The following is a 15,805-nucleotide window of genomic DNA, read 5'->3' as shown; positions in this document are numbered from 1 at the left end:
CCCAGCTCAAATCATGGCGAATCCTCCGCAAGCTCCGCTGCAGCCCCAGCAAGGCCGGCCACCTGGTCAAGGCCATCGCCGTCCTACAGAACTACGAACTCACCCGAGGATGAAAAAGGGTCACTGGCAGCAGGTGAAGTTCTCCTCTGCCACGATTCCAGTGCGCCAGAGCCGGCCGAAGGCACGCTCCAGCAGGTCGTTGTCCGTGACCTCCGGCCACTCCCGCTGTTCTTCGACTTGTGCCTTCCACAACCCGTCGACGATGTCCTCGATGGCATCCCGGCCGTACTCGACCCTGGCCTCTTCCACCATCTCCCTCATCTGGTCGACGATGTCTTCGGGGGTGATGGGATCGTCATGGCCGGAGTACCCCAGAAGCAGGAGGAAGCTGGCCTTTGCCCTGATCACCATTGGGGCGGCGATCGTCTGGAGGTCCGTCTCTGACACGGTCAGATCGTGTTCCTCGGCATGGGCGCCAAGTATTTCGACCAGGTCGTCGATGTCTTCGTACGCCTCATCGGGGTTCGCGGCGTATGCGCGCAGCCGAGTCAGAGGGGTTTCGGTCGTACGGGCCATGTGGTGGCCTCTCCAGCGCGTTGGCGGGCGGGACGGGTGTCCTGCAGTGATTACAGCAACACCAGCGAACGCACCGAACGTGATCAGCCCTCGTCCCCAGGGCACCCCGGTGAAGCGGGCAAATCTTCGTCCTGATCGAACTGATAAGGATGCGATCACCTGGTCGCCACTGCTCGCGGCTCATTCGCAGGATGATCATAGCGGGGGGAGTGCCGTGTACGCGTGTTCGTGCCGGTAGGCAGAGGGACGGCCTCACAACCCGACCCATGCTTCTACTTGTCGTGTCCCGGCAGGTCTCGACGGTTCCCGGTCCCCGCCGGGTGTTCCACGGAACAGTCACGGAACACGTTGGGCGCGTTCTAGCGGCCCTTGTCGTCGTCCTCCTTGAGGCCCCGACGATCATTCCGATCGCGCGGGTGGCGGACGGTCGCGGTACTGGGCCAGTTCACAAGTACAGTCCTCGCATACCGTTTGGCGCTGCTCGATCGTCACGTCGACCTTGCCGTCGAACCGAGCCGTGGTAACGGCGTGGACGGGGTGGGAAAAGGCGTCGAAAGTCACGCATCCGGGCAGTGTCTCCACGGCATGGACCGTGAAAATGCCCCCGCGTTGGGTGATCCGGTCTATTTCGACGTCATAGTTGAAGGCCGAGCGGGCGCCCAGCGCGACAAGGATCACCATGGTGGTCGACCAGTCGACGTGGGGTGGCGGCGGAATCGGTGTGGTTGTCGCTTTGAGTCGCCAGATTTCCGTCCAGGAGTTCTGGTCGCGTATGACCAGGTGAACGGGGTCCTCCAGGCCCGAAGATTGTTCCTGGATGAGAGTCTGGAACGAGATGTCACGACTCGGCGAATCTTCCACGGCGCTCCCTGTTTCGAGGGGCTGCGTGACCGATGTCAGGCAGCGAAAGGCGGCGTTGAGTCTGCCACCGCACTGACTTGCCGGGCTACCGGTTTTTATCCGCCGGCGAACTGCGAATCGGCGCACTCGTTGAGTACGCAGAGGTGAGTGCGGGTAACCGTGCGGAGCGTGGCGTCCGGTCCGGTGGGTCATTCGGCTCGATGTCGTAGGGTGACGGTGTAGGCGAGAGGCGCGCTACTCTGCGGGACGTTCAAGATCGACAACCCCGTCGCGTCGAGCTGCGGCAGGAACAGTCGCCTAGTTAGGAACCTGCCATGAGCGCTTCCCCCTCTCTCCGCTGACGACGCCTACGCCACGGCCACCGCCCACCGGCTGGAGAACCGCCGCGAAGAGGCCAAGCACTGGTATCGCCAGGCCGCCGAGGGCGGCCACACTGACGCCATGTTCTGGCTGGGCGGGCTGACCTACCAGGACGGCAAGGGCGAGGAGGCCGCGAACTGGTTCCGCAGAGCCGCCGAGGCAGGCCACGCCGATTCGGCGAACGAACTCGGTGTGCTCGCCTATCAGCGGGGGACACCGACGAGGCGGCGGCGGAGTGGTATCGGAAGGCCGCTGATGCCGGACACCCCGGCGCCCTGGTCAGCCTCGGAGATCTGCTCTGCAAAGAGGGTCGCGCCGACGAGGGCGTCGCTCTGTGGCGCAAGGCCGCGGCCGCCGGCCACAAGGGCGCCATGTTCGGGCTCGGCGCGACGGCCGCCCAGCAGGGCGACACGACACCGACGAGGCAGCGGAGTGGTACCGCAAGGCGGCCGATGCCGGACACCACCGCGCCATGCTGAAGCTCGGTCTCCTTCTCCAAGAAGAAGATCCGACAGGGGCGGAGACCTGGTGGCTCCGCGCAAAGGACGCGGGACAGTCCGAGGCCTTGCATTACCTCGGCACGCTCTACAAACAGCGGGGCCGCTCCGAGGATGCCGAACAGTACCTTCGCCAGGCGGCCGACTACGGCTACTCCAGCGCCATGTTCAACTTTGCGGTCCTTCTCCAGGACGATGGCCGGAGCGAGGAGGCCGAGACCTTTTACCGCAGGGCGGCCTAATTCGGCGAGGTCAAAGGCTTGGTCAACCTGGGCTCCCTCCTCTTCGAGCAGGGCCGTCCCGAGGACGCCGAAGCCTGCTACCGGCAGGGGCCGACCTCGGCGACACCGCCGCCATGCGCAGTCTCGCCGCGCTCCTCCAGGCGCAAGGCCTCCATGAGGAGGCCGAACAGTGGGAGAACATAGGGCGGAGGCCCCCGCGAGACGAGTCATCGATCGGTCTTCTCGTATAGGCGTTCCGATACAGCAGGCGGGCGGGTCGCCGGGCCGGTGTGTGCGGGTTTGGTCTACCGGTCCCGGCCGGACGTCCCACCGGGTAGACCTGCATCCGTGCAGGTGAGTTATGTGAGTGAGGCGACGCCGGGACGCGATAACGAGGACTTCGTGGCGGCCGGCCCCGGCTGGGTCGTGCTGCTGGACGGGGCGACGGCGCCGCCGGGAGTGGACAGCGGGTGCCGGCACGACCCGGCGTGGCTGGTGCGAAGACTCGGCGGCCGGATCGCGGCGCTGCTGGCGCTGGAGGACGGCAAGCCGCTGCCCGACCTGGTCGCCGAGGCGATCAAGGTGACGGGCGAGGCGCACACCGCGACGTGCGATCTGGAGAATCCGGACAGCCCGTCGGCGACGGTGTCGCTGCTGCGGCGCCGCGACGAGGCCGTGGAGTGGTTCGTCCTCGCCGACTCCCCGATCGTGGTGGACGTCGGCGAGATCCGGGTCTTCCGGGACGACCGCGTCGATCATCTGCCCAGTTACACCCTCGAAGGCGTGCGCAGGTCGCGGAACAGTCCTGGCGGGTTCTGGGTGGCGAGCACCAGACCGGAGGCCGCGTACGAGGGGCTGACCGGCGAGGTTCCGGTCGACGGCCTGCGCATGGCGGCGGTGCTGAGCGACGGCGCGTCCAGGCTCGTGGAGCGGTTCGGGCACATGGGCTGGGACGAACTGCTCCGCCTCCTGGACGAGGAGGGCCCGCGGGAACTCGTCAGGAGGACCAGAGTCGCGGAAGCGTCATCGGGGGCGCAGCCGAGAGGCAAGCAGTACGACGACGCCACCGCGGTCTTCGTCCGCTTCTAGCGCCGCCCCACCTCAGCCGGGCCGCCGCGCCTCAGCGCGCCGCTGCGCCTCAGCGTGTCGCGGGGGCGATGTGCGGCCACCAGGCGCCGAGGTCCTCCGGCAGGTGCATCCCGTCAACGCGGAGCGTGGCGGGCATCAGCGGGAATCGCCGTCCGGCCGGGAACGTCCGCTGGTAGGCGGGCGGGTCGATCACGACGACACGGGTGCCGTTGACGGCCGGGATGTCCGCGGGCACGCCTTCGTTCCAGATCCATTCGCCGTGCGCGTCGACGAGGTTCCACGGGCTCGACGCCAGCGGCGGCTCGTCCTGGACGTCGGCGTTGAGGAAGGACGCGATGATCTCGGGCGAGGGCCGGTCCCCGTCCAGTCCGCCGGGACGCCCGATGAGGGCCCCGCCGAGCAGGACGTGCAACTGGAAGTTGTCGCCGATGCCGCCGATCGTGACCGTCCAGCCCCTGCGGCTCGCCCGGTCGAGGACGAGGAGGCGCTCGCCGTCCAGGACGCGCAGCAGTGTCTGGTAGTGGTCCAACTGCCCGAGGTACTGGGCGGCCTGCCCGGCAACGTGCACGCGGAAGTCGCGTTCGTCCACCGAGGCCCGGACGTCCGGTGCCATCTGCAGCATTGTGCAGCCCGCCATCGTGTACTGCGGCAGCGCGAACCAGGCCATCATCGCGGTCACCGCACCGTCCCCCAGGCCGGGCGCGACCGTGCCGAACACCTCCTGGGACGGCTGGTCCTCCTGCATGTCGGGCGGCGGCTTGCCGTCGGCGGCTTCCTCCCAGGCTTTGCCGAACGCCAGCGCGGCGGCGGTGACCTCGGTGATCCGGTAGACGAGCGCCCGGCCGGCCGGCGCCGGGTCGGCGCCGTTCTCGATCCACGCGCCGGACACGACGGCGAGCCAGCCGCCGAGGTTCGGCGGCGCCTGCGCGATGCCCTCGGCGAGGCGGGGCAGCGCGGCGCTCATCTCGGCGGGGGAGGCCGACCGGGACGCCTCCATGAGCTGCGGGAGGAGGTCGCCGAACGTCCGGTCTTCGACGATCGCGGCCCGGACGAGGTCCTCGACGGCATGCTGGAGCGGCATGGTCGATCACCCTGGCACATCCGATGATCAAGAATCCAACCGGAATCCCGAACCCATCCTGGAATCTGATTCTAGAATGAGGGGCATGGAGCCACAGGATTTCGCCGACGTGCTCAGTGCCGTCCGCAGCTTCGTCCGCGACCAGGTCGTCCCCCGCGAGGAGGAGATCGAGGAGACCGACGCGATCCCGGAGGCGCTGCGCCGCACGTCCCGGGACATGGGCCTGTTCGGGTACGCGCTGCCCGAGGAGTACGGCGGCCTCGGCCTGTCGCTGAGCGAGGAGGTCCGCCTCGTCTTCGAGATCGGGTACGCCAGCCCCGCGTTCCGCTCCATGTTCGGCACCAGCAACGGCATCGCCGGGCAGGTCCTGGTGAACTCCGGGACGGACGAGCAGAAGGACGCCTGGCTGCCGAGACTCGCGTCCGGCGAGGTCGTCGGCGCGTTCGCGCTCACCGAGGCCGAGGCCGGCTCCGACCCCAGCACCCTGACCACGACCGCCGCGCGCGACGGCGACGACTACGTCATCAACGGCGCGAAGCGGTTCATCACCAACGCCCCCGAGGCCGACGTCTTCATGGTCTTCGCCAGGACGGGCGGCACCGGCTCCCGCGGCATCTCCACGTTCCTCGTCGAGAAGGGGACGGACGGTCTCCTGGTCGGCCCGTCCGACCAGAAGATGGGCCAGCGCGGCGCCCACACGGCCGAGGTCTTCTTCGACAACGTGCGCGTCCCTGCCGGCGCCATGGTCGGGACGGAGGGAACCGGGTTCCGTACGGCGATGGCGTCCCTCGCCCATGGACGAGTCAGCATCTCGGCCGTCTGTGTCGGTCTCGCCCAGAGAATCCTGGACGAGACCGTCGCCTACGCAAAGGAACGCAGCCAGGGCGGCAGGACCATCGGCGAATACCAGCTCGTCCAAGGGCTGATCGCCGACTCCCAGACCGAGCTGTACGCCGGACGCTCGATGGTGCTGGAAGCGGCCCGCGCCTACGACGCGGGGGAGGACACCAAGCAGGGGCCGTCGTGCGCCAAGTACTTCTGCTCCGAGATGGTCGGCCGCGTCGCCGACCGCGCCGTCCAGGTCTACGGCGGCATGGGCTACATGCACGGCGTCGCCGTCGAGCGCTTCTACCGGGACGCCCGGCTGTTCCGCATCTACGAGGGGACGAGCCAGATCCAGCAGCTCGTCATCGCGCGGAACCTTCTGCGCTGACCAGCGGCGACGCCGAGGGGCCAATCCGGTTCGCCACACCCGCCCAGGCCGTGTATGGTTTCACTGCGCGAACGACGCAAGCCCCTTTAGCTCAGTCGGCAGAGCGTCTCCATGGTAAGGAGAAGGTCTACGGTTCGATTCCGTAAAGGGGCTCACCAGCTCTGAGGCCGTCCCGTCAGCGGGGCGGCCTTCGGCGTTCCCGGCGGAGCCTGGACCGGTGCGCGCCCGCGGCGTCCCCGCGCCGCAGCCGCGGACCCGGGAGCTTCCCGCCGCCCCGGGCCGGTGTCCGCCGCGGACACCTGATTCGCTCCGTACATGGTGCTGTGGTACCGTCCCACCGGTTCCAGCAGGACGTTTCGCGGCTCATCGGCGCACCCGGTAACCTGGGAGACGGTCCGTGGAGGCCTCGAAGCCGAATCCCGATCTCCATCCCGGGTTTTCGCGTTTCCAGGGCTCGGTGAGCATCCGGTATCCTTGCAATCCGGTCCACACCGACCATCACGGCGGGGTAGCTCAGTCAGGCAGAGCAAGCGGCTCATAATCGCTGTGTCGCCGGTTCAAGTCCGGCCCTCGCTACTACCCATGTCTCTCACCTCCGTCCCGGAGGTGAGCAGGCTGGGTCGAATCGCCGGCCGCCCGCACGGGCGGCCGAGGTCCGAAGATCCATGTCCCTTACCCAGAAAGGCACTCCATCGTGGCTGCCACCGACGTCCGGCCGAAGATCACGCTGGCCTGCCAGGAGTGCAAGCACCGCAACTACATCACGCGGAAGAACCGGCGCAACGACCCGGACCGCCTCGAGATCAAGAAGTACTGCCCGAACTGCCGGTGCCACCGCGCGCACCGCGAAACCCGATAGTCGAGCCTGGAACGGGCGAAGTACTGCCCGCTGTGTTCGATGCACGGGGCCCGGTGTCACCGCGCGCACCGCGAAACCCGATAGCGGCCCGTGAACGCCCGCTGAGCGGCTACTTCTTCGCACGCTTGCCCTGACGTGATTCAGCCCGTCCTCGCCAGTGAGACCCGGCGAGGGCGGGCTGAACGTCGTTCTGTTACCGTCCGAGCGAAGACGGAACAGGCGTGTTCAGGCGGGCGCCCGGGCATCGAGGCCCCGTTCGACCTGGAGGGACGGATTGCATGGCACTCAACCGTGATTTCATCGGGCGGAGCTTCCCGCCCAGCGACCCCTACGAGGTCAGCCGGGTGAAGATCCGCGAGTTCGCGGACGCGATCGGCGATCGCAACCCGATCTACCGCGACCAGGAGGCGGCCAAGGCGGCCGGATACCCCGACGTCATCGCGCCGCCGACCTTCCCGATCGTCGTCTCGCTCGGCAACGCGGGCCTCGCCGACCCCGACCTCGGGCTGAACTACGCGATGGTCGTGCACGGCGAGCAGCGCTTCGAGTACACCCGCCCGCTGCGCGCCGGCGACGTCGTGACCTGCACCGCGACGATCACCGAGATCAAGTCGATCGGCAACAACGAGAAGATGGTCATCGAGACCGACGTCAAGACGACCGAGGGCGAGCTCGTCTGCAAGTCCTACAACACGATCGTGGAGCGGGGGGCCTGATGACCGCCAAGGTGAACTACGCCGACGTCGAGGTCGGCACCGAGATCCCCGCGCAGACGTACGCCGTCGACCGCGCGAACCTCGTCATGTACGCGGGCGCGTCCGGCGACTTCAACCCGATCCACTGGCGCGAGTCCCTCGCGAAGGCCGTCGGCCTCCCGGACGTGATCGCGCACGGCATGTACACGATGGCGCAGGGCGGCCGGTTCGTGACCGACTGGGTCGGCGACCCGGGCGCCGTGGTGGACTACGGGGTACGGTTCTCCTCTCCGGTCGTCGTCCCCGACGAGGGCGGCGCGACCCTGGAGATCAGCGGCAAGGTGGAGGAGAAGCTGGACGACAACAAGGTCGTCGTGGCGCTCACCGCCAGGTCCAACGACCAGAAGGTCCTCACGCGCGCGAAGGCGGTCGTCAGGCTCGCCTGACCGGGAGCGCATCGGCCGGGGACGCCCCGGCCGGTGCCGCCGTCGTCGCCACCGCGGGGATCCGGGCACGTACGGGAGGGAAGACGACGTGGCGGTGTTCGCCGAAGACGTGAACCTGGCGGGATACACCACGCTTCGCCTGGGCGGCCCCGCCCGGCGCTTCGTCGAGGCGACGACCGAGGCGGAGTTGGTCGCCGCCATCCGCAAGGCCGACGGCGAGGGCGAGCCGGTCCTCGTGCTCGGCGGCGGCAGCAACCTGGTCGTGTCGGACGACGGCTTCCCCGGCACCGTCGTGCACGTCGGCACCCGCGGCACCGAGCGCGCCGCCGTCGAAGGCGACCGGATCCTCGTCCGCGTCCAGGCCGGCGAGGACTGGGACCCGTTCGTCGCCCGCTGCGTCTCCGACGGCCTCGCCGGCGTCGAGTGCCTGTCCGGCATCCCTGGACGCGTCGGCGCGACCCCGATCCAGAACGTCGGCGCCTACGGGCAGGACGTCAGCGAGACGATCGTCGAGGTCCGCGCCTACGACCGTGACGCCCGCGCCGTCGTCACGCTCGACCGCGACGCCTGCCGCTTCACCTACCGGCACAGCGTCTTCAAGGGCAATGACCGGTACGTCGTCCTGGACGTGACGTACGCGCTGCACGAGACCGAAGAGTCGCAGCCCGTCGCCTACGCCGAGCTTGCGCGCAAGCTGGGCGTCCAGCCGGGCGACCGGGTCACGCTCAAGGAGGCCCGCGACGCCGTCCTCGAACTGCGGCGCGGCAAGGGCATGGTCCTGGACGCGGCCGACCCCGACACCCGCAGCGCCGGGTCGTTCTTCACCAACCCGATCCTCGAACCGGAGCAGCTCGCCGGGCTGGAGCGCCGCGTCGCCGAACGCCTTGGCCCGGACGCGACGTTCCCGCGCTACCCGGAGAGCGGCGACCGGGTCAAGACGTCCGCCGCCTGGCTCATCGACCGGGCCGGGTTCGCGAAGGGCCACGCCCTCGGCCCCGCCCGCATCTCCACCAAGCACACCCTCGCTCTCACCAATCCGGGCGGCGGCAGCACGGCCGACCTGCTCGCCCTGGCCCGCGAGGTCCGCGCGGGCGTCCGCGACGCCTTCGGCGTCGAACTCGTCAACGAGCCCGTCCTCATCGGGGTCACCCTCTGACCTGGCCCTCGGTGTGACGCGTCGAACACCGGCGGCCGGCTGGGGCTTGGTAGTGTTGACGGGTCGAGGGGGAGTAGTCCCAATCGCGTGGTCGACATACTGGCGCCGCCGACGGCGCCCGGTCACGCGGGCCCGGTCCATGATCGCGGCGGACGAGACCTTCGGCCTGGCAGTCATGCCGGGCCGAGGTCGCGAGCGCACAGCCCCCGCCCTTCGCCCGGCATCCGAGCGAGAGGGATCCGGTGTCCGCCTTCCTCATCAGCCTTGTCGTGATCTTCGTGGCAGAGCTGGGTGACAAGAGCCAGCTCATGGCCATGACGTTCGCCACCCGCTTCCGCGCGTGGCACGTGCTGATCGGCATCACGGCCGCGACCGCGCTCGTCCACCTGGCGAGCGTCGCCCTCGGCGCGGCGCTCGGCGCCGCGCTCCCGACCGGCCCGATCTCCATCCTGGCCGGCCTCGCGTTCCTCGGTTTCGCGCTGTGGACGCTCCGCGGCGACGAACTGGACGACGACGAACGCGACAAGGCCCGGCGCGCCACGGGATCGGCGATCCTCGCCGTCGGCGGCGCGTTCTTCCTGGCGGAACTGGGCGACAAGACGATGCTCGCCACCGTCACGCTCGCCGCCGACCACGGCGGCCTCCTGGCGCTGACCGGCGTCTGGCTCGGTTCGACCGTCGGGATGGTCGCCGCCGACGCGCTCGCCATCGTCGTCGGCCAGATGCTCGGCCGCAAGCTCCCCGAACGCGTCATCAAGTACGGCGCCGCCGCCGGATTCGCCGTCTTCGGCGTGATCCTGCTGGTCGAGGGCATCATCGCGTGACAGAACGGGAACCATAGAGGGCGGAGCCCTTGATGGCCGCGGGGCTCGCCGCGGAAGGGCCCGGACTGGAGTGCGACCGTGGCCCCACCCACCCCCCTTCCCCCGCCCCGGCGGGCGCTCGGCACCCGGCCGCAGTTGAGCGACGAGGCCGCCGCCCGCATCCGCGAGCTGATCATGGACGGCCGGATCCGGCCCGGCGACCACCTGCGGCTGGAACGGCTGGCCCTGGAGTTCGGGATCAGTGTCACGCCCGTCCGGGAGGCGCTGAAGTCGCTGCGCAGCGAGGGGTTCGTCGTGCTGGAGCCGAGACGCGGGTTCGTCGTCGCGCCGCTGTCGAAACGGGACGTCCAGGACCTGTTCTGGGTGCAGGCGGGCATAGCCGCCGAACTGACCGCGCGGGCCGCCCCGCGGATCGGCCCGGAGACCGTCCGAGAACTGGACGGTATCCAGCACGTACTGGAACGTGCCATGCAAGGGCGCCGCCCCGACCTGATGGAGGAGTACAACCACCTCTTCCACCGCAGGATCAACCTCGCCGCCGACTCCCCGAAGCTGGCCTGGTCGCTCGCGACGACGGCCCGGTACGTCCCGCGCGGCCTCTACGGGAGGCTCGCCGGCTGGCCCGCTCTCGCCGCCGGCGACCACGGGCGGATCCTGACCGCGCTGCGCGCCGGGGACGCGCGGGCGGCCGCCGCCGAGATGCGCGGCCACATCGTGCGCGTCGGCGAACTGCTCACCGCCCACCTCGAACGCCGCGGCATGTGGCGCCCGTCCGGGAGTCTTTGATACGAGCGACCGCCGGCGCCTTGGCTAACCCGCGAGCCAGGCGTCGACTCCGGCCAGCAGGCGTTTGCGCAGGTCGTCAGGTGCGGTCGAGGCCCTGATCGACTGGCGGGCCAGCTCCGCCAGCTCCGCGTCGGAGAACCCGTGCTCGGTGCGGGCCAGCTCGTACTGGCGGGCCAGCCGGGACCCGAACAGCAGCGGGTCGTCCGCGCCCAGCGCGATCGACGCGCCCGCCTCGAACAGCCGCCGGACCGGGACGTCCGACGCCGTCGCCGCCACCCCGAGCCCCACGTTCGACGCCGGGCACACCTCCAGCGTCACCCCCCGGTCGACGATCCGCTCCAGCAGCCGCGGGTCCTCCACGGCGCGGACGCCGTGCCCGATACGGTCGGCGCCCAGCGTGTCCACGCACTCCCGGACGCTCGCCGGGCCGAGCAGTTCGCCGCCGTGCGGGTCCGACAGCAGACCGCCGCGCCTGGCGATCCGGAACGCGCCCTCGAAGTCGTAGGCGCGGCCCCGCCGCTCGTCGTTGGACAGCCCGAACCCGACCACGCCCTTGCCCGTGTACCGGACGGCGAGGCGCGCGAGCGTCTTGGCGTCCAGCGGATGCCGCGTCCGGTTCGCCGCGATCACCACGCCGATGCCCACGCCGGACGCCTGCGACGCCTCCCGCGCCGCGTCCAGCACCAGCTCCACGGTCGGGGTCAGCCCGCCGAACCTCGCCGCGTAGCCGCTCGGGTCGACCTGGATCTCCAGCCAGCCCGACCCCTCCGCCGCCTCGTCCTCCGCGGTCTCGTGCAGCAGGCGGCGCAGGTCGTCCGGCGTCTGCAGCACCGAGCGCGCGATGTCGTACAGGCGCTGGAACCGGAACCAGCCGCGCTCGTCCGTCGCGTGCAGCTTGGGCGGCCAGTCCTCGACGAGGGCGTCCGGCAGGTGGACGCCGCGCAGGGCGGCGAGCTCCACCAGCGTGGAATGCCGCATCGACCCGGTGAAGTGCAGATGCAGGTGCGCCTTGGGCAGCAGGGCCACGTCCGGACGGGCGGAGCCGCGCGCGGGGACGGGCTTCCGGTCGTCCGGCAGGGAGCGGTCCGCGGCCGGACGGGCTGAAACGGTACGGGCCTCCATGAGCCAATGTTGCCGGATCACCGGCCGCGTCGAACCCCGTACACGCAGGATCACCACAGCGGGCTACCTCGCATGACACGCGGCGGCCATCCCGTTCATGGGCATCTCAGAGAAAACTTTGGAATCGCGTGCAACCCCGTCCCGGCACCGTGCGTATACGAGGGGCGCCAGAGAGATACGGGCAACCTCCGCGAGCAAGACACGGGCAGAGAGGGACAACACCATGATCACGCTGAAGGCCGCCTTGATCACCGCGTCCGCCGTGGGCGCCGTCGCCGCCGGCGGCTCCGCGACGTGGGCGATGACCGGCACCCACCACGAGGCGGGCCTCCAGTCGAGCGGCGCCAACGCCCCCGCTGGCGGGCGCGAGGTGGCGCACGCCGCTCCGAAGCCGCTCCCGACCTGCCTTCCCGCGAAGTCCGGCCTGCCCAAGACCGGCCTGCTTTACGCCAGGCTGCCGGAGGCGCCCGACGGCGGAGCGAAGAAGCAGATCGAGCAGCAGCTGAAGCAGAACCCCGTCACGAAGAACCTGCCCGAGACCGAGGTGCCGGGCGTCAAGGCGCCCGACGCCAAGACCCCGGAAGCCAAGGCTCCGGAGGCCAGGACCAAGCTCCCGGCGAACCTGCCGACCTGCTCGCCGTCCACCGGGGACCGGTCGGGCGGCGTCCCGGCGACCAGGCCGTCCGCGCGCGTCCCCGCCGAGCCCGGCCTGCCCGCCGTCCGAAAGCTCGACTGCCGCACCCTGCGGCCTGCGGTGAAGGTCGGCGGCGCGGTCGAGAAGGCCGTCGTGCTGCCGAAGGGCCTGCGCTACGCGTCGTCCGTCCCGGGCACCGCCGAGCTGCGCGAGCAGAAGATCTGCGCGGTCACGCAGAAGTGGACCGGCCAGGCCGGACGGTGGCTCACCGTCGAAACCCTGAAGACGCCCGCGGGCATGACGCAGAATCAGCTCCGGCGGGCGCTGCGGCTGCCCGAGGGCGGCACTCCGGTCACCGTGGAGGGGATCACCGGCCCGCAGAGCCCGAACGGCGGCGTGCTCCTGTTCGACCCGAGCGGCTACTCGTACTTCGTGAACGGCGGCCCCGCCCTCGCCGGCGGGCTGCGGGACGTGACCGCCGCGCTGCGCCAGGCGCGGTAGGCACCGGACGTGGGCGGACGGCTCCGGCGCGGGAGCCGCCCGCTCGCGACGAGAACGAACCGGAACCGCATCGGCCGGGACGGAGCACAGTGGGGCGTCGAGACGACGAGTCGTTCGTGGAGTTCGTGGCGGCGCGCGGCGATGCCCTGCTGCGCACCGCGGCGTTGATGTGCGGGGCCAGGCAGGACGCCGAGGACATCCTGCAGACAGCGCTGGAGAAGGCCTACCGCCACTGGGGGCGGCTGGAGGCGGGCAGCGATCCGGAACCCTACGTCCGCCGGATCCTGGTCAACCTCGTGATCAGCCGCGCCCGCCGGTGGAAGGTGCTCCGGGAGATCCACATGGCGTGCCTGCCGGAGACGCCGGCCGCGTCGCCGAACCACGCCGTCGAGCTGCGGGGGACGCTCATGGACGAGCTGCGCAAGCTCGGGCCACGGCAGCGGGCGGTGCTGGTCCTGCGCTTCTGGGAGGACCTGTCCGAGGCGGAGACGGCGCAGGCGCTCGGCTGTTCGGTCGGAACGGTCAAGAGCCAGGCGTCCCGGGGGCTCGCCAGGCTCCGGGAGCGCCTCGACACGAGCCTGGCGCCACTGGGGGGATGAGCGATGGACCTGGAGAGTGAACTGCGGCAGGCCATGGCCGAGCAGGTGGCCGGGACGTCCGCGTCGCCGTCGCTCGTCACGGACGTCAGGCGGCGGCACCGGCGGCGGGCGGCCCGGATCCGCACCGCCGCGGGCGTGGCCGCCGCCTCCGTCGCCGCGCTCGCCCTGGTGCCCGCCTATCAGTCGTTCCGGGCCACACCGGCCGGGAACTCCGAGACGGCCCGCCCCACCGGTCCGGTCTCGGCGTCCCGGCCGCCGGAGCGATCTCCCGCCCCGGGCCTCCCCGTGTCACCGTCGTCCAAGGGGAGACCCGGGGCGGGAGCCTCGTCGAAACCGGAGGCGCACCCGTCGTCCGGAGGGGTAACGGAACCGGACAGCCCGCCCGGCGCGGGCGGCGCGCTCGGCGGGCTGCCGCGCTGGATCACCTACATTCCGGACGGCCTGACCGCAACCGGTCCGTGCACCGTGACCGGCGACGGGGGACGCAAGACCACGACCTGCGCGTGGCACGGGACGACCGGCTGGGTGGAGATCGCCCTGGTGAAGGGCGGCGGGCTCACCGGTCCACGGGATCTCATGAAGGCGCCGGGCATCCCCGGGCAGACGTCCGTGCGGGGGATGCCCGCGCTGACGGGCGACCGTTCCGACTCGGCGCGCGAGGTCTCGTGGCTGCCGCGCCCCGGGGTCGGCGTCACCGTGACCGCCAGCGGATCGGCCAAGAACCAGCTCATGCGCATCGCCGAAGGAGTGCGCCCCTGAAGACTGCGCCTTGGCGGGACGGTTCGCGGCGGGGAGGGGCCGCGGCGGACGTCCCGTCCGGGCATTCCATGTGGACGGGGTCTGGCATGCCCCGTCCACACGAGGACCGGCCCCGGGCGAGTGCACGCCCGGGGCCGGTTCCATGTCTGCGAAAGCTCAGTGCGCGCGGGTCCGTGTGCGCGCGGGGTCAGCTCGCCTCGGAGAGCAGCTTCGCGACGCGCGAGACGCCCTCGGTGAGGTCGTCGTCGCCCAGCGCGTACGAGAGGCGGAAGTAGCCGGGCGTACCGAACGCCTCACCCGGCACCAGCGCGACCTCCACCTCCTCCAGGATCAGCGACGCCAGCTCCACCGACGTCTCCGGGCGCTTGCCGCGCAGCTCCCTGCCCAGCAGCGCCTTCACCGACGGGTAGGCGTAGAACGCGCCCTCCGGCTCGGGGCAGACGATGCCGGGGATCTCGTTCAGCATCCGCACCATGGTCTTGCGGCGCCGGTCGAACGCCGTCCGCATCTCCGCCACGGCCGACAGGTCACCGGTCACCGCGGCGAGCGCGGCGGCCTGCGACACGTTCGCCACGTTGGACGTCGCGTGCGACTGGAGGTTCTGGGCGGCCTTCACGACGTCCGCCGGGCCGATCAGCCAGCCCACCCGCCAGCCCGTCATGGCGTACGTCTTGGCCACGCCGTTCAGGACGAGCGTCCGGTCGGCCAGCTCCGGCACCACCACGGGCATCGAGTGGAACTCGGCGTCCCCGTACACGAGGTGCTCGTAGATCTCGTCGGTGACGACCCAGAGGCCGTGCTCGTCGGCCCAGCGTCCGATGGCCTCGATCTCGTCCCGCCCGTACACGGCGCCGGTCGGGTTGGACGGCGACACGAACAGCAGCACCTTCGTCCGGTCGGTGCGGGCCGCCTCCAGCTGCTCGACGCTCACCTTGTAGCCGGTGGTCTCGTCGGCGACGACGTCCACGGGCACGCCGCCCGCCAGCTTGATCGACTCGGGGTAGGTCGTCCAGTACGGCGTCGGGACGATCACCTCGTCGCCCGGGTCGAGCAGCGTCGCGAACGCCTCGTACACCGCCTGCTTGCCGCCGTTGGTCACCAGGACCTGGCCGGCCTCCACCTTGAGGCCGGAGTCGCGCTCGGTCTTCTCGGCGATGGCGGCGCGCAGCTCGGGCAGGCCGCCCGCGGGCGTGTACTTGTGGAAGCGCGGCACCCGGCAGGCGGTCACCGCGGCCTCGACGATGTAGTCCGGGGTCGGGAAGTCGGGCTCCCCCGCGCCGAACCCGATGACCGGGCGGCCCGCCGCCTTCAGCGCCTTGGCCTTGGCGTCGACGGCCAGCGTGGCGGACTCGGATATAGCGGCGATGCGCTGGGAGATGCGAGGACGGTCAGTGCTCATGCCCCCATCGTTACAGATGGGCGTCTGTGACCCGAGCCATATATCCGGGCCGGTCAGATCGTCCTTCCCGGCGCCCCCGGGACGATCGGTGAGTATCGGTTCGACGCGGGGGCGTCCGGCACGTAGA

17 protein-coding genes, 2 tRNA genes and 1 pseudogene are annotated in these 15,805 nt (G+C 70.6%); 15 read left to right on the top strand and 5 right to left on the bottom strand.

Annotation, left to right across the window (positions count from 1 at the left end; genetic code table 11):
* Nucleotides 1-113 (top strand): annotated as a pseudogene (locus SM418_RS23410) (IS5/IS1182 family transposase); the annotation flags it as partial.
* Between the two features lie 7 nt (nucleotides 114-120).
* Here SM418_RS23410 and SM418_RS23405 read toward each other — a convergent pair.
* Both SM418_RS23405 and SM418_RS23400 read right to left on the bottom strand, forming a co-directional pair.
* Complete coding sequence (locus SM418_RS23405) at nucleotides 121-576, bottom strand: DUF6891 domain-containing protein (protein WP_371943025.1); 456 nt, start codon at nucleotides 574-576, stop codon at nucleotides 121-123.
* A gap of 399 nt (nucleotides 577-975) precedes the next feature.
* Nucleotides 976-1,437 (bottom strand): protease complex subunit PrcB family protein, encoded by a 462-nt coding sequence (locus SM418_RS23400; RefSeq protein WP_371943024.1) that lies wholly within the window; start codon nucleotides 1,435-1,437, stop codon nucleotides 976-978.
* A gap of 832 nt (nucleotides 1,438-2,269) precedes the next feature.
* On the opposite strand from SM418_RS23400, the gene SM418_RS23395 reads away from it, so the two are divergent.
* Both SM418_RS23395 and SM418_RS23390 read left to right on the top strand, forming a co-directional pair.
* A complete protein-coding gene (locus tag SM418_RS23395) occupies nucleotides 2,270-2,536 on the top strand; it encodes a tetratricopeptide repeat protein (RefSeq protein WP_371943023.1) in 267 nt (88 codons plus the stop codon).
* A gap of 342 nt (nucleotides 2,537-2,878) precedes the next feature.
* The gene (locus SM418_RS23390) at nucleotides 2,879-3,604 is read left to right on the top strand and encodes a PP2C family serine/threonine-protein phosphatase (protein ID WP_371943022.1); all 726 of its coding nucleotides are present in this window, start codon (nucleotides 2,879-2,881) and stop codon (nucleotides 3,602-3,604) included.
* Nucleotides 3,605-3,653: 49 nt separating this feature from the next.
* Here SM418_RS23390 and SM418_RS23385 read toward each other — a convergent pair whose 3' ends face one another.
* Complete coding sequence (locus SM418_RS23385; RefSeq protein ID WP_371943021.1) at nucleotides 3,654-4,685, bottom strand: hypothetical protein; 1,032 nt, start codon at nucleotides 4,683-4,685, stop codon at nucleotides 3,654-3,656.
* Between the two features lie 85 nt (nucleotides 4,686-4,770).
* Between SM418_RS23385 and SM418_RS23380 the strand changes: the two genes are divergently transcribed.
* From SM418_RS23380 to SM418_RS23340, 9 genes are all read left to right on the top strand, one after another.
* Nucleotides 4,771-5,898, top strand: a complete 1,128-nt coding sequence (locus tag SM418_RS23380; RefSeq protein WP_371943020.1) for an acyl-CoA dehydrogenase family protein — start codon at nucleotides 4,771-4,773, stop codon at nucleotides 5,896-5,898.
* Between the two features lie 80 nt (nucleotides 5,899-5,978).
* Nucleotides 5,979-6,051, top strand: a tRNA-Thr gene (locus tag SM418_RS23375).
* Between the two features lie 349 nt (nucleotides 6,052-6,400).
* A tRNA-Met gene (locus SM418_RS23370) sits at nucleotides 6,401-6,474 on the top strand.
* A gap of 118 nt (nucleotides 6,475-6,592) precedes the next feature.
* Complete coding sequence (gene rpmG, locus SM418_RS23365; RefSeq protein WP_018654800.1) at nucleotides 6,593-6,757, top strand: 50S ribosomal protein L33; 165 nt, start codon at nucleotides 6,593-6,595, stop codon at nucleotides 6,755-6,757.
* 278 nt (nucleotides 6,758-7,035) lie between these two features.
* Nucleotides 7,036-7,473: a MaoC family dehydratase N-terminal domain-containing protein gene (locus SM418_RS23360; protein ID WP_371943019.1), complete on the top strand. Its 438-nt coding sequence runs from the start codon at nucleotides 7,036-7,038 to the stop codon at nucleotides 7,471-7,473.
* Nucleotides 7,473-7,898, top strand: a complete 426-nt coding sequence (locus SM418_RS23355) for a MaoC/PaaZ C-terminal domain-containing protein (protein WP_371943018.1) — start codon at nucleotides 7,473-7,475, stop codon at nucleotides 7,896-7,898. The genes SM418_RS23360 and SM418_RS23355 overlap by 1 nt, the downstream gene beginning before the upstream one ends.
* An 88-nt stretch (nucleotides 7,899-7,986) precedes the next feature.
* A complete protein-coding gene (locus tag SM418_RS23350) occupies nucleotides 7,987-9,054 on the top strand; it encodes a UDP-N-acetylmuramate dehydrogenase (RefSeq protein ID WP_371943017.1) in 1,068 nt (355 codons plus the stop codon).
* A gap of 242 nt (nucleotides 9,055-9,296) precedes the next feature.
* Nucleotides 9,297-9,878, top strand: coding sequence for a TMEM165/GDT1 family protein (locus SM418_RS23345; protein WP_371943016.1), 582 nt, complete (start codon nucleotides 9,297-9,299; stop codon nucleotides 9,876-9,878).
* Between the two features lie 78 nt (nucleotides 9,879-9,956).
* Nucleotides 9,957-10,664 carry a GntR family transcriptional regulator gene (locus tag SM418_RS23340; protein ID WP_371943015.1) on the top strand — a complete coding sequence of 236 codons (708 nt, stop codon included), beginning with the start codon at nucleotides 9,957-9,959 and terminating at the stop codon, nucleotides 10,662-10,664.
* A 24-nt stretch (nucleotides 10,665-10,688) separates the two neighbouring features.
* On the opposite strand, the gene SM418_RS23335 is transcribed toward SM418_RS23340, so the two are convergent.
* Complete coding sequence (locus SM418_RS23335; RefSeq protein ID WP_371943014.1) at nucleotides 10,689-11,786, bottom strand: adenosine deaminase; 1,098 nt, start codon at nucleotides 11,784-11,786, stop codon at nucleotides 10,689-10,691.
* A 223-nt stretch (nucleotides 11,787-12,009) separates the two neighbouring features.
* On the opposite strand from SM418_RS23335, the gene SM418_RS23330 reads away from it, so the two are divergent.
* From SM418_RS23330 to SM418_RS23320, 3 genes are all read left to right on the top strand, one after another.
* On the top strand, nucleotides 12,010-12,921 hold the full coding sequence (locus tag SM418_RS23330; protein WP_371943013.1) for a hypothetical protein: 912 nt from the start codon (nucleotides 12,010-12,012) through the stop codon (nucleotides 12,919-12,921).
* An 89-nt stretch (nucleotides 12,922-13,010) separates the two neighbouring features.
* A complete protein-coding gene (locus tag SM418_RS23325; RefSeq protein WP_371943012.1) occupies nucleotides 13,011-13,520 on the top strand; it encodes a SigE family RNA polymerase sigma factor in 510 nt (169 codons plus the stop codon).
* Nucleotides 13,521-13,523: 3 nt separating this feature from the next.
* Entirely contained in the window at nucleotides 13,524-14,279 is a 756-nt protein-coding gene (locus tag SM418_RS23320) for a hypothetical protein (protein ID WP_371943011.1), read from the top strand.
* 187 nt (nucleotides 14,280-14,466) lie between these two features.
* On the opposite strand, the gene SM418_RS23315 is transcribed toward SM418_RS23320, so the two are convergent.
* The gene (locus tag SM418_RS23315; protein ID WP_371943010.1) at nucleotides 14,467-15,678 is read right to left on the bottom strand and encodes a pyridoxal phosphate-dependent aminotransferase; all 1,212 of its coding nucleotides are present in this window, start codon (nucleotides 15,676-15,678) and stop codon (nucleotides 14,467-14,469) included.
* Nucleotides 15,679-15,805: the final 127 nt, after the last annotated feature.

This window comes from Actinomadura chokoriensis, from assembly GCF_041463665.1.
Classification (GTDB): Bacteria; Actinomycetota; Actinomycetes; order Streptosporangiales; family Streptosporangiaceae; genus Spirillospora; species Spirillospora chokoriensis_A.
This window is presented reverse-complemented; position numbering and strand designations above follow the sequence as displayed.

Bases quoted from the DNA above. Each gene is read 5' to 3' on its own strand.
- SM418_RS23405 (WP_371943025.1), bottom strand. From the start codon at position 576: ATGGCCCGTACGACCGAAACCCCTCTGACTCGGCTGCGCGCATACGCC.
- SM418_RS23395 (WP_371943023.1), top strand. From the start codon at position 2,270: ATGCTGAAGCTCGGTCTCCTTCTCCAAGAAGAAGATCCGACAGGGGCG.
- SM418_RS23385 (WP_371943021.1), bottom strand. From the start codon at position 4,685: ATGCCGCTCCAGCATGCCGTCGAGGACCTCGTCCGGGCCGCGATCGTC.
- SM418_RS23380 (WP_371943020.1), top strand. From the start codon at position 4,771: ATGGAGCCACAGGATTTCGCCGACGTGCTCAGTGCCGTCCGCAGCTTC.
- SM418_RS23360 (WP_371943019.1), top strand. From the start codon at position 7,036: ATGGCACTCAACCGTGATTTCATCGGGCGGAGCTTCCCGCCCAGCGAC.
- SM418_RS23355 (WP_371943018.1), top strand. From the start codon at position 7,473: ATGACCGCCAAGGTGAACTACGCCGACGTCGAGGTCGGCACCGAGATC.
- SM418_RS23335 (WP_371943014.1), bottom strand. From the start codon at position 11,786: ATGGAGGCCCGTACCGTTTCAGCCCGTCCGGCCGCGGACCGCTCCCTG.
- SM418_RS23330 (WP_371943013.1), top strand. From the start codon at position 12,010: ATGATCACGCTGAAGGCCGCCTTGATCACCGCGTCCGCCGTGGGCGCC.
- SM418_RS23320 (WP_371943011.1), top strand. From the start codon at position 13,524: ATGGACCTGGAGAGTGAACTGCGGCAGGCCATGGCCGAGCAGGTGGCC.
- SM418_RS23315 (WP_371943010.1), bottom strand. From the start codon at position 15,678: ATGAGCACTGACCGTCCTCGCATCTCCCAGCGCATCGCCGCTATATCC.